Raw genomic sequence first — 14,359 nt, 5'->3', positions numbered from 1 at the left:
AAACGAATGATGTATGGAAAGGCAAAGCTCATGCTACTGAAAAGAAAACTAGTTCTGGGAACTCTTCTTTTCAACTAAATTGCAAAAGAACCACCAAAACCAGGTTTCTGAATTGGCATACAAAGGATAAGGCACACCGGTAAACCACCACAGAGTGATAGCCAGGAAAAACAAAGAAAGGAACATTCGGATTAAATTCAGCTGTAAAGAGCCAATCCGTTTACAAGCTACTTCCGCAAAAAGAGCTGTAGCGGTCCAGGATATAGCTACACCCAAAGAGAGTACTTCGCCAAAATATTGCATCTTTTACTATTTTGGGTGCAAAGTTACAACTATTTATATTAAATGAAAGTGTTTTCCAACACAACCATCCCCTTCTTTTTAGGCATTTTATCATCTTCATTTACTGACGTAATACAATCGCATAATTTTATCCAAAGTGAGTAAGAACAAACTATTATAGTTGTATTTTTTAAAAAAGAGCAATATTTGTAAAATTATAAATTCAAGCTTATTTCTGAAGTTAGTTCGTTAAACAATCGGGAAAATTATTTTCATCAAGCATCAATCAACTTATCAACAGAAGTTGGCAAATACTCCATAAACATCTTTATCACAACAACTTAAGTGATATCATGTAACATACAAGAAATTTTATGTAACATAAAAAAGCAAGTATGTAACGCATATAAAAAGACGTGTATCATTTATTTAAACATTCTTTATCAATGTTTAATACATTTACGCTTTGAAAATTTATGTTTATAGCAAGCTACATTTAAAAGCTATAAAATCAGCACAGACATCTAAGTACTATGAAAAATAAAAAATCTCTAAATTTAGGGTCAACCACGTTGTCATCAGCATGGCTGTTCAGTATTTCTAAAGCCTCTTATAATTTACTCAACAAAGCAAAAGATCTGCCGGTTATAAGCAATCTAGTGTTATTCTTTGATAACTTCAGCTACAAAAGAGAAAATGATTTTTATGTTTCGACTCCTTTGTCAGGTGAATATAATTTCAAGACTCAAAATATATTTAAAGTTTGCTCCGCTCTTATCATGCAGCCGAAAAAATAGCCAGAGTCATTTCTGGAATGTAACTACTAAAAAAATAAATACCTCAAGTAATTAACCTTAATAATTAATGGAATGAAATGTGAATATGATGACAGTTAAAATTGATTGCTTTCAAGAAAGAAAGATTATTTGGAAAAAGAGAAAAATATTAATATCTTAATCTAAAAAAGATGGAAAATGTAAAAAAACAATTACAAAAGATTCCTTACTTGATTTTATGTCTGCTGTTAATCAGCGTTACAGCTTATGCACAAGACAGAATAAAAGTAACGGGATCAATATTCGATAGTAAAGGAGAAACTATTATCGGTGCCAATATAACACTGAAAGGTAATAGTTCAATAGGTACAATTACAGATATTGACGGAAACTTTACGTTGTCTGTACCAAGAAATTCAGTGTTAGTTGTTTCATACATTGGTATGAAGAAAAAAGAAATAAAAGTTATTGATAATAAGAAGTTGAGGATTACATTAGATGACGCTTCTGAACAATTAGAAGAAGTTGTAGTCGTTGGTTATGGACAGCAAAAAAAAGCCAGTGTTGTTGGTGCAATTACACAAACAACAGGTAAAGTACTGGAACGTGCTGGTGGTGTAGCAGATATTGGTGCTGCCTTAACAGGTAACCTGCCAGGTGTAGTTACTACAGCCAGTACAGGTATGCCGGGTGAAGAAGACCCAAGAATCGTTATTCGTGGTATCAGTTCATGGAACAATAGTGATCCATTAATTTTAGTAGATGGAATAGAACGCCCTATGAATAGCGTGGACATCAGTTCTGTACAATCAGTTTCTGTTTTAAAAGATGCATCTGCAACTGCCGTTTACGGTGTAAAGGGAGCAAATGGTGTTATCTTGATTACTACAAAGCGCGGAAATGAAGGTAAAGCCAAAATAGAAGTTGGTCTTAATGCTACAGCAAAAGTAGTATCTAAGTTACCACGCTCTATGGCTTCTGCGGATGCTCTATATGTACGTAATCAAGCAATTGAGAACGAACTAGGTTTAAATCCTGATTCATGGGGTAATATTACACCTGCCGAAATTATGGATAAATACCGTAATCCGGCTAACTTGGAAGAAGCAGAACGCTATCCGGATGTAGATTGGCAAAAAGAGCTGTTTAAAGATTATGCAATGGCTTATAATGCGAATGTTAACATTTCGGGTGGTACAAAATTTGTAAAATACTTTGCGGCAGTAGATTTTCAACACGAAGGTGATTTATTTCGTGAATGGGATAACAATCGTGGATATCAGTCAGGATATGGATATAACCGTATTAATGTGCGAAGTAATTTAGATTTCCAGTTAACAAAAACTACTGTTTTGAAAGCTAATATTGCAGGGTCACATGGCCTTAAACGTTCTCCTTGGAATATCAGTAATGATTCATTCGGAGCTTCACAGTTATGGCAAGCCGCCTACAGTGCACCATCAGATGCATTTCTTCCTAGATATTCTGATGGAACATGGGGATATTATCCTGCTGATACACAAGGTGCACCTAACTCTATTGTGAATTTGGCAATCAGTGGTGCTGAAAAGAATACAACTACTCGTATAAACACAGACTTTACCCTTGAACAAGATCTAAGCTTCTTTTTGAAAGGATTGAAAGCAAATGCCACGATATCATTAGATAATGTATTTTTGGAAACAGACCGTGGTATAAATGACCTTTATCACAATACACAATTTAAATGGATAGATCCTGATACGGGAGAAATTAAGTACAAAGAATCTGGTAACAGTAATAATAACTTCGACTTTCAAGAGGGAATTCAATGGACTACATCCGGTGGTTCTATAGATAATAATTACACTCAGCGAAACTTGTTCTATCAGGGACAGTTAAATTGGGCTGGACAGTTTGGTAAACATGGAGTTTCTGCAATGGGTGTATTCAACCGTACTGAACGTGCAACTGGTAGTGAATTTACCCACTATCGTGAAGACTGGGCTTTCCGTACTACATATAATTATGCCGACAAGTATTTCGCTGAATATAACGGTGCTTATAATGGTTCTGAAAAATTTAGTGCAAAGAATCGTTTCGCTTTCTTTAATTCAGGTGCCTTAGGATGGATGATTAGTGAAGAGAAATTCTTCAATCCAATTAAGAAATACGTAGACATGCTGAAAATTAGATACTCTTATGGAGAAATTGGTGATGATAATGTTGGATCTCGTTGGTTATACGCCACTCAATGGGCATACGGATCAGGTGCAAACAGAAGTATTGCTATGATGGGACCTAAAGGAGAAAACAGTCCTTATACATGGTATCGTGAATCATCAGTAGGTAATGAAGATGTACACTGGGAAAAAGCAGTAAAGCAGAACTTGGGTATTGACTATTCATTGTTTGGAGGTCTAATAGCTGGTAGTGCAGAGTTTTTCCATGAAAACCGTTCAGACATTCTCGTATCAGGTGGTAATCGTTCTGTTCCTTCATATTTTGGAACCACAGCTCCCACAGCCAATCTTGGTAAGGTTCGCACAAAAGGATATGAGTTGGAATTACGCCTGAATAAAATGTTTAAGAACGGGCTCCGCCTATGGGGTAATTTCAATATGACGCATGCCGAAAATAAAGTATTACAATATGATGATGCACAATTATTGCCCAATTATCAAAAAACGGCAGGATACGCAATTGGACAGGATCATTCTTATCTGGATAATGGATATGCAAATACGTGGGATGAAGTGATTGGTATGACTGATCACAATACAAATGATAACCAGAAATTACCAGGTCAATATGTTATTGTCGACTTTAATGGCGACGGAGTGATTGATACTAATGATAACGCACCTTATGGATATACCGGAACTCCTCAAAATACATACAATGCTACTGTTGGTTTTGAATGGAAAGGATTCAGTGCTTTTCTTCAGTTCTATGGAGTAACTAATGTTGATCGTTATGTATCCTTTACGTCACTGAACGGTAACTTGGATACAGTTTTTGATGAAGGTTCTTACTGGACAGCTGGAAATACAAATGCAGATGCACCCATGCCGCGTTGGAATTCTACACCAAGTTATTATGATGGAGCTCGCTTCCACTATGACGGTTCGTTTATTCGTTTGAAGAATGCTGAAATTGCTTATACATTTACTGACGGTTGGATAAAGAGAATTGGTCTCTCTAACCTGAAAATTTATTTGAATGGTAACAATTTGTGGGTATGGACACGTATGCCAGACGACCGTGAATCAAACTTTGCCGGTACAGGCTTGGCTTCTCAAGGAGCTTATCCTACGTTGAAACGTTTCAATTTGGGAATAAAATTCAATCTTTAAAAGAAATAACATGAAAAAGTATATATATAAATATTTTTTAAGCGGCTTAATGGTTATGTGCCTGCTAAGTACAACTTCATGTACTGACTATCTGGATAAAGCACCCGACTCTGATATTTCCGCAACGGATGCTTTTAAAGATTTCACCAACTTCCAAGGTTACACGGAAGAGCTATATTATTGCATTCCTGATTTTGCAAAAGGTTATTGGAGTGATTCCTTTAACTGGGGAGAAGATGAAATTATGAATGTAGGTATTGACTATCACATGTGCTATAAGATAGACCAAGGTGATTTCTGGGGATGGCAATCCGAACATGATGGCTGGCAAAGCGGTTGGATGGATCGTAAGAGTAATTCTACGACTTCTAATGACCGTTTCGGAAAGTCATTATGGCCACTTGCATGGTATGGAATTCGCAAAGCCAATATGGGGCTTGCTAACTTAAATTTGATGACTGATGCTACTGACGAAGAACGTAACCTAATTGAAGGACAGCTGTACTTCTTTCGTGGATGGTTCCATTTTGAGTTGATGCAATACTTCGGAGGTTTGCCTTATATCGACACTGTACTTCCTTCTGGAGAACCATTGACTCTTCCTCGACTTAGCTATCAGGAATGTGCAGAAAAAGCAGCTGCAGATTTTCGCAAGGCTGCCGACTTACTGCCTATCAACTGGGATAACACAAATGCAGGAAAGAACACTTTGGGTAAGAACCAATTACGTATCAATAAGATTATGGCATTAGGTTACTTAGGTAAAGATCTGTTGTGGGCAGGTAGTCCATTAATGAACTATGAATCTCAAAAATCTAAATCATACAACAAAGATTTGTGCAAGAGAGCAGCCGAAGCATTTGGTGAATTGCTCACATTGGTTGAAAGTGGTCAGACACAATATTCGTTGGTAGATTTTAAAAATTACTCTGACTTGTTTTATACAATCGGAAAAGATGGTTTGATGCCTGGTTCAACAGAAGCTATTTTCCGTGGACCTTCTTATGGATGGAATGATACAAACTGGGGCTTAAGTAAGCAGTTTGGTACCGGAATTCTTAATGACGCTGGAGTTATATCACTTCCTACAGCCAATTATGTTAACTATTATGGTATGGCTAATGGATTGCCTTTAACTGACGCAGAATCGGGTTTTGATGCAACCTATCCTTGGAAAGGACGCGATCCACGTTTTTACCATGATATTGTATACGATGGTGTGAAAGTAGTAGAAGGTAATTTGAGTTCAGAGAACGAACCACTTCGCTATGCCAGCTTATATACTTCCGGTCAGTTACGTGATGCTACTAAAGGAAGCCGTACCGGATATTTGCTTTACAAGTTTATTCCTATTAAATGTAATAAATTCGATGACGGATATGGATGGAGCAATCACTTTCATATTCATCTGAGCTGGATGCGCTTAGCTGATATTTATTTAATGTATGCTGAATCAGCAGCAAATGCTTCTGAATCGGCTATGGGTAAATCATCAAACTGTTCATTGACTGCAGTTGACGCTGTTAACAAAATTCGTAAACGTGCAGGAGTAAAAGAGATGAATGCTAAATATACTGGCTCATTAAATGGCTTTATGGGTGAGCTTCGCCGTGAACGCGCCGTAGAATTGGCTTATGAAGGACATCGTTTTAATGATTTGCGTCGTTGGTTATTACTTACTGAATCTCCTTATAATATTAAAACTTCACAGGAATTTATTCGTTCTGGAGTTTTCGATAAGGCAGATCCTACAAAAAATGCAGTAAGTGGATTTACAGAAAAAGTAATTTTAACTCGCAACTTTACTGAAAAGCATTACTGGTTACCTTTGAAAAAGTCTGATACAAGTCTTTATCCTGAGTTTAAACAGAATCCTGGTTGGTAATAGGTGTTAACACTAAGTTTAATAAAACAGAAAAATAATGAAAAATATACATGCAAGAATCGTTATGGGGACTATGATGACTTTCTCGTCATTAGGGCTGATGGCGCAAGAGAATGCAGAAATGCTGACACCTGCAGACTCTTTAGCCAAGCAAGAAGTCAATGTGGCTTTCCGTACGGTGAATCAGAAAGACCTGATGGGAGGTGTTTCTGTAGTGGATATGGTGAAATTAACTGATAAAAACTATTCAACGTATAGTTTGGATAATATGCAGTCATTGGTAGGTGGATATAATGGCCAGCTATGGAACATGGGTGACGCATTAATATTAGTTGACGGTGTACCTCGTGATGCAAATAATGTATTGCCCACTGAGATAGATAAAATAACATTTCTGAAAGGTGCATCTGCTGTTGTTTTATACGGTAGCCGTGCATCTAAAGGCGTTATTTTAATTACAACAAAACGTGGACGTGAAGACGGACTTAAAATAAAGGCTCGTGGTAATGCTTCAATGTTTGTACCCAAAGCATATCCTGAGTATTTAGGCTCAGCAGAATATATGACTTTGTATAATGAAGCACGTGCCAACGACGGCTTATCTCCTACTTATTCAGAAGATTTGATTTATAATACTTCTACAGGAAATAATCCCTATCGTTATCCGAATGTAAATTTCTTCTCATCAGATTATATAAAGAAAGCATATAATCGTTACGATGCATCTGCTGAATTTTCAGGTGGTGGAAAATATGCACACTTCTACACCAACATTGGTATCTATAATGTTGGCGACCTGATTAATTTTGGAGAAGGTAAAGACAATCATACCAATCGTATGAATATACGTGGTAACGTGGATTTGCGTCTGAACGATTGGGTAACAGGCTGGGTAAATGCCAACGCTACATTTTATGACACACGTAGTGATAATGCTTCGTTTTGGTCGAACTCTGCCACACTACGTCCCAATCGTGTAAGTCCATTGATTCCAATCTCCTATGTTGAAGAAAACGATAATCCTTCCTGGACATTAATCAATAATAGTAATTATCTGTTAAATGGTCAATACTTGTTAGGCGGAACTCAATTGGATCCAACCAATCCATTTGCGGCTATGTATGCTGCCGGTTACAACAAGTACACTTCTCGCCAGTTTCAATTTGATACCGGTATTAATTTGAATCTTGACAAGATGTTGAAGGGACTTTCTTTCCGTACACAGTTTGCCGTTGATTATGCGACAAGTTACAATACTTCTATCAATAATAATTATGCTACTTATGAAGCAGTATGGAACAATTACTCAGGCAAGGATTTAATTACCTCGCTAAATAAGTACAACAAAGATAGTAGTACAGGTACGCAAAATGTATCTGGTAGTGCAGAAAAGCAAACTATTATGTTCTCTGGACAGTTTAATTATAATCGTACTTTCAATGAGGTGCATAATGTATCTGCAATGTTGTTGGCACATGGTTATCAACAAACAATTTCCGGAGAGTATCATCGTCTCAGCAATGCGAATTTAGGTCTACAACTCGGATATGATTATAAAAATAAGTATTATGTTGATTTTAGTGCGGCTGCTGTTCATTCAGCAAAATTTGCTCCGGGAAATCGCCAGGCTATCTCACCTACAATAACTGCTGCATGGCGTTTAAGCAAAGAAGATTTTCTAGCAGATTCACCGATTATTGACGATTTGAAGCTAAATGCCTCTGTTTCCATGTTGAATCAAGACTTAGATGTTAAGGCTACAATTGACGATAAGAATGTTGAATATTATCTATACGACAATGTATTTACTTCATCAGGAACTTGGTGGGGATGGTCAGAATCCTATGGTAACAGCATGCAGTCTGCCGACTCTCGTCGTAGTGGTAATGACAAATTGTCTTATATAAAACGTAAGGAAATCACTATTGGTTTAGATGCTTCATTATGGAAGGGTTTATTGAAATTGAATGCCAATTTCTTTACTACTTCAACAGAAGGTTTATTGACTACTCCATCTACTATTTTCCCTAGTTATTTCCAGACCTATTGGCCAGTATCTTCTTTTTTGCCATATATGAACTTTAACAACAACAGACGTACAGGTTTTGACTTTGCACTTAATCTGAACAAGAAAGTTGGTGAAGTAGATATGACATTGGGAGTAAACGGAATGTATTACACTTCTAAGGCTACAAAGGTTAACGAAAATGTAGAATATGAATATTTAAAAGCACAAGGAAAACCTATTGATGCTCTTTGGGGATTGCAGAGTAACGGTTTCTACAAGGATGAAACTGATATAGCAAACTCTCCTTCATCTAGTTTTGGTCAGGTTAAACCAGGTGATATTAAATACATTGACCAGAACAATGATGGTACAATAGACAGCAAAGATCAGGTTGTATTGGGTAAATGGGGAGCACCTTTTATTTTCGGTGTGAACTTTACAGCTAAATGGAAAGCCTTCACTTTCTTTGCTGCTGTTTCAGGTAACATAGGAGGAAAAGGAATAAAGAATAATTCATATATGTGGGTGTATGGTGACCGCAAGTATTCAGAAGTTGTACGCAATCGCTGGACTCCAGAAACTGCTAACACAGCAACTTATCCTCGTTTAACAACGCAAAACGGCGACAATAACTTCCGCGCTTCTGATTTCTGGATGTACAGTACTAGTCGTGTAGATTTGGGTAAGGTTCAAATTACTTATGATTTTCCAAAAAATGTATTTAGAAACGGTATAGTCAAAGGCTTGTCAGTGTACTTAAGTGGTTCTAGTTTGCTAACTATAGCCAAAGAACGTAAATATATGGAGATGAATGTAGGTAGTACACCTCAGAGTCGTAGTTATAATCTTGGTTTGAAAGCTGAGTTTTAAATGAGATAGATTACCAAATAAATTATTTGTCATGAAAAATATAATAAAAATATTAGTCCTTTCTTCTTTATTGACAGGATGCGATGATCTGTTCGAGCCAGCCATTGAGAATAATCTGGGATTTGAATATATGTACGAAAATGCGGGATATGCCGAAGGTGTTTTATCTAATGCATATACGCGCATTCCGTCTGCGTCTTATTCATTCAATGATGTTGCAACTGATGATGCAGTTAGTAATGATGCTGCAAATAGTTATCGAAAAATGGTTGCAGGTGCATGGCAGTCGGACAATGACCCAACTGAACGTTGGCGCAATTGCCGTGCAGCTATTCAGTATCTCAATCTTTTTCTAGCCAACGCTGATAAGGTACATTGGGCAGACGATGAGTTGGCTGCTAAAATGTATAATGATCGCTTAAAAGGTGAAGCTTACGGGCTACGTGCCATGTACATGTATTACCTACTTCAGGCGCATGGCGGATGGACTGCAGATGGAAAATTGCTAGGTGTGCCTATTGTTACTGAACCAGAAGAAGCTTCAACAGATTTCAACTATTCACGTGCTACTTTTGAAGATTGTATGAAGGCTTTTTATGCTGATGCATCAAAGGCTTTGGAACTTTTACCTACTGATTATGGTGATAGAACCAGCGAATCTGAAATACCTTCTAAATATTTGAATGAGGGTGCAAACCTTACTCAATATAATCGTGTGTTTGGTCTAAAATTTCGTGGACGCATTTCCGGACGTATCGTAGAAGCTATCCGTTCTCAAGCTGCATTGCTAGCTGCAAGTCCAGCATTTGCTGCAGGCAATACTACAACTTGGCAGAATGCGGCTGATTATGCAGCCAACGTATTGGATAGAATCAATGGCGTTGCCGGTATGGATGCCGATGGTGGAACTTGGTATAAAAACAAAGAAATTGAGTCGTTAGGTAGTGGTGAATGTCCTCCTGAAATCTTGTGGAGAGGAACTAAATCGTCAAGCAATACATTAGAAAAGGATAATTATCCTCCTTCTATCTATGGTAAAGGACGAATCAATCCTACACAAAATTTGGTTGATGCTTTCCCTATGTTGGATGGAACTCCTATATCTGCTAGCGGAATTAGTTACGATGCAAGTAATCCTTATGCAAATCGTGATCCTCGTTTGGCTGCTTATATTTTATACAATGGAACGAAAGCCGGTGTAAATAACAAAGTTATAACAACTGCTGCCGACGGTACAACAAACGATGCTTTGAACAAGGAAGAAGGTTATTCAACACGTACAGGTTATTATATGCGTAAATTATTGCGTCAGGATATTAATCTGGATCCAACTGTAAACAGTACTCAAGAACACTATCAGGCACGTATACGTTACACAGAAATATATTTGAACTATGCAGAGGCTGCTAACGAAGCTTTCGGTCCTACAGGAAAAGGTTCTCATGCTTATTCTGCTTATGACGTAATTAAAGCAATACGTAGCCGAGCTGGTATTACTGGAGGTGACCTGTATTTGGAGTCTATTAAGGATAACAAAGACAAGATGCGCGAGTTGATTCGTAACGAACGTCGTTTGGAACTTTGTTTTGAAGGTTTCCGTTTCTGGGATTTGCGTCGTTGGAAAGCAAACTGGAATACAACTGCTATGGGGGTTAGTATTACAGGAGATGCTACTAAAGCCTATTCTCCGATAGAAGTTGATACACGTACGTATAAAGATTATATGTATTATGGGCCTATTCCTTATAGTGAAATATTAAAATTTAATGCTCTGGAACAAAACCAGGGATGGTAATCATTACAATGTAAAATATTAATTTGATTAAATATGAAAAAAATTATAGCCGCTATTATGATGTTAGGCGCACTGGTTACATCTTGCGAAAATTCTGATTGGGATTTTCCCGATTACGGTAAGACAAGTGTTTATTTTGCCAAACAAACACCAATACGCACCATTACATTGGGGACAGATACTTATGATACAACCTTGGATAATGAGCATAAATGCAAAATCATGGCTACCATGGGAGGAGTGTATAATAATGAAACCAATCGCATAATAAATTTCGAGGTTGACGAATCTTTGTGTAACGGGTTGACTTATGAAAATGGAAGTGACATTATACCGATGCCTTCTTCTTACTATAAACTGGCATCCAACCAAATTATTATACCTGTTGGAAAAGTGTTAGGAGGGGTCGAAGTACAATTTACAGATGCATTCTTCAATGATCCAAAATCTATTTCTACAACTTATGTTATTCCATTAAGAATGACTAGTGTAGAAAATGCTGATACTATCCTGAAGAGTAAAAACTATATTCTTTATGCTGTTAAATACATTAATAAATGGGATGGTAATTGGCTAAGCCGAGGTACAGATGTAATAGACGATAACGGATCAGTTACTACAGTAACACGCCAGGCTAAGTATATAGAGAATGATGAGGTACGTAGCCTTACAACAACTGCCTATAAGCAAGTTGTATATCCTGTATCTACAGTTGTAAATGTATACAAAGAAGATGGTACATTGGGAACTAAAACCTTAAAATGCGACCTTATATTAACATTCGACGACAAGGATAAATGTACAATTACCAGTGGAACAGAAGGCTATACAGCTACCGGTACTGGTACATGGACAAAAGAAGGTGCAAAAAAGGCTTGGGGAGATAAAGATCGTGATGAACTGAAGTTAAACTATGTATTGACTTACAACTACCAGCAAAAAGCAGGTGGCCCGATGTTGTATAAAAAGTACACATGTGATGATACATTGGTTGCACGTGACCGTGGAAGTAAATTGGAAACTTTTACACCGAAAAATAAATAATCAATTGATTCCTAAAAATAATACAAATGAAACAGTATATAAATAAACTTCTGATAACAGCATTAGGATCGGTTATAATGGCCGGGTGCGCTGATACTGGTATTGATGATTTTTCTGTAGAAAAGCCAAACACCATAGCGGGTATGGAGTATCTAAATGACTACTCTCCGTTGAAATCGTATATAAATCGTACTGCCCACCCCAACTTTAAGTTGGGATCGGGTATTTCGGAAAGCGATTTTAATTCGGGAGGTATTGTCTATAGATTGGCAAGCGCTAATTTCGATGAAATAACTGCTGGTAATGCAATGAAATACAGTTCTTGTGTTTCTAAAGATGGTGTTATGAGCTTCTCTGATGTGACCAAATTTATAGAAATGGCTAAAACTGCAGGTTTATCAATCTATGGCCACACATTGGCCTGGCATTCTCAACAGCAGAATGAGTACTTGAATAAACTGATTGCTGACAAAGAAATAAAAGTGGATCCAAATAACGCAGAACATGCATTGCATATAAAAACTACTGAAGCTAAAGCAAATGTTTGGGATTGGCAAATTTATTATATGTTGCCTGAAGCTCTCACAGTAGGACAAGAATATACAATAAGTATGCGTGCCAAAGCAACTACAGCAACTAATATTGCTTTTTGGCCAAACAATGCAAATGGATCGCAAGTACAATATTTATCTGATTTGTCTGTAGGAAAAGAATGGAATACTACTTCTGTTAAATTTACGGCTACTATTCCTATTCAAAAATTGGTATTCTCTTTCGGGAAGTTTAGCGGTGACTTGTACATTGACGATGTTAAATTGGCTGCTACAGGTTCAAATACTAATTTGATTGCCAATTCTTCTTTTGACAATACCGATTTGAGTAAATGGAGTAAACCAAGTTGGCATAGTTATACTTATACTATTGAAGCTTTGGCAGCTGGACCTACTACCTGGTTTACAAACCTGGTTAGTAATAGTAACTGTGAATCAGATGATGTTTCTTCTTTCTATGCTACAGAAGCAACAGTTGGACCTAAAGCTGCAACTTTTGGAGCTGCAGGTACAGGAGCTGATGGAGTTGGCCGTGCTTTAATTGTAAAATCTGGAGACAATCCAACCAATAACTGGGATACTCAATTCTTTGTAAAAGTGCCTTATAAGTTCAAAGAAGGAGACACTTATCGTTTTACCATGAAAGTAAAAGCTGATAAAGCAGGAACAATTGAGTCTCAAGCACACAACAATCCGGGTGGCTATTTATATTGGTCAATGATTGGTAACCCTAGCGTTACCACCTCTTGGCAGGAATATACCAAAACCGGTGTTATTTCAGCTTCACAAGCAGGTATGAATACTATTGCGTTCAACCTTTCTCCAAACAAAACAGCAACAACATTCTATTTTGACGATATCTATTTCGAGAAACAAGAATCAGGCAATACTATTCCATTAACTCCAAAAGAAAAGGCAGATACACTGACTTGGGCTATGGACAAATGGGTAAAAGGAATGATGCAAGCTTGCGGTGGATATGTTAAGTCTTGGGATGTAGTAAACGAAGCTATTTCAGGTGGAGGCGACGACGGAGAAGGCTTCTATGTATTGCAATCTGCATCAAATGGCGACCCTCTTAAGAACTTCTACTGGCAAGATTATTTAGGAAGCGAAGAATATGTACGTAAAGTCGTTGGTATGGCTCGTAAATACTATGCAGAATTCAAAGGAAATCCTTCGGATCTAAAACTATTCATCAATGATTATAATCTGGAATCCGATTGGGACGATAACAAAAAACTGAAAAGTTTGATTCACTGGATTCAACGTTGGGAAAAAGATGGTGTTACCAAAATAGATGGAATTGGAACACAGATGCACGTTTCTTATTCTGCAAATGCAACTTCACAAAAAAGCAAAGAAGAACATGTAGTGAAGATGTTTGAATTGTTGGCTGCATCGGGTAAATTAGTGAAGATTTCCGAATTAGATATGGGATATATTGACGAAAATGGTAAAACATTAAAGACTGTAAATATGACCCAGGATCAACATAAAGCAATGGCTGAATTCTACAAATTCATTGTGAAAAAATACTTCGAAATTATTCCGGTTGCTCAGCAATATGGAATTACTACCTGGTCTATTACAGATAGCCCTGACAGTAGTTCTTCATTTTGGCGTGCTGGCGAACCTATCGGTTTGTGGGATTTGAACTACTACCGTAAACATGAATATGCAGGGTATGCTGATGGATTGGCTGGTAAATAATAAATAACTGCTGTTCATTATAAGTTTTTAGATAGGGAAAGGGCTGAGTTCATTGATTGATATGAACTCAGCCCTACTTGTCTATATTCGTTTCTGTAAA

The 14,359-nt window shown here is 37.2% G+C and carries 8 protein-coding genes; 7 read left to right on the top strand and 1 reads right to left on the bottom strand.

Features of this window, described 5'->3' with window-relative positions:
• Window positions 1-48 precede the first annotated feature (48 nt).
• Entirely contained in the window at window positions 49-303 is a 255-nt protein-coding gene (locus tag BUC21_RS11990) for an EamA family transporter (protein ID WP_073402711.1), read from the bottom strand.
• 512 nt (window positions 304-815) lie between these two features.
• Between BUC21_RS11990 and BUC21_RS11985 the strand changes: the two genes are divergently transcribed.
• The 7 genes from BUC21_RS11985 to BUC21_RS11955 all read left to right on the top strand — a co-directional run bounded on the left by BUC21_RS11985 (window position 816) and on the right by BUC21_RS11955 (window position 14,259).
• Entirely contained in the window at window positions 816-1,079 is a 264-nt protein-coding gene (locus BUC21_RS11985; protein ID WP_073402710.1) for a hypothetical protein, read from the top strand.
• Between the two features lie 170 nt (window positions 1,080-1,249).
• Complete coding sequence (locus tag BUC21_RS11980; protein ID WP_073402708.1) at window positions 1,250-4,393, top strand: SusC/RagA family TonB-linked outer membrane protein; 3,144 nt, start codon at window positions 1,250-1,252, stop codon at window positions 4,391-4,393.
• Between the two features lie 10 nt (window positions 4,394-4,403).
• Window positions 4,404-6,278 (top strand): RagB/SusD family nutrient uptake outer membrane protein, encoded by a 1,875-nt coding sequence (locus tag BUC21_RS11975; protein ID WP_073402706.1) that lies wholly within the window; start codon window positions 4,404-4,406, stop codon window positions 6,276-6,278.
• A 37-nt stretch (window positions 6,279-6,315) separates the two neighbouring features.
• A complete protein-coding gene (locus BUC21_RS11970; RefSeq protein ID WP_073402697.1) occupies window positions 6,316-9,156 on the top strand; it encodes a SusC/RagA family TonB-linked outer membrane protein in 2,841 nt (946 codons plus the stop codon).
• Between the two features lie 31 nt (window positions 9,157-9,187).
• The gene (locus tag BUC21_RS11965; protein WP_073402695.1) at window positions 9,188-10,951 is read left to right on the top strand and encodes a RagB/SusD family nutrient uptake outer membrane protein; all 1,764 of its coding nucleotides are present in this window, start codon (window positions 9,188-9,190) and stop codon (window positions 10,949-10,951) included.
• 33 nt (window positions 10,952-10,984) lie between these two features.
• Window positions 10,985-11,995, top strand: coding sequence for a DUF5627 domain-containing protein (locus BUC21_RS11960; RefSeq protein ID WP_073402694.1), 1,011 nt, complete (start codon window positions 10,985-10,987; stop codon window positions 11,993-11,995).
• Between the two features lie 26 nt (window positions 11,996-12,021).
• On the top strand, window positions 12,022-14,259 hold the full coding sequence (locus tag BUC21_RS11955) for an endo-1,4-beta-xylanase (RefSeq protein ID WP_073402692.1): 2,238 nt from the start codon (window positions 12,022-12,024) through the stop codon (window positions 14,257-14,259).
• Window positions 14,260-14,359: the final 100 nt, after the last annotated feature.

The organism is Bacteroides luti, assembly GCF_900128905.1.
Classification (GTDB): domain Bacteria; phylum Bacteroidota; class Bacteroidia; order Bacteroidales; family Bacteroidaceae; genus Bacteroides; species Bacteroides luti.
This window is presented reverse-complemented; position numbering and strand designations above follow the sequence as displayed.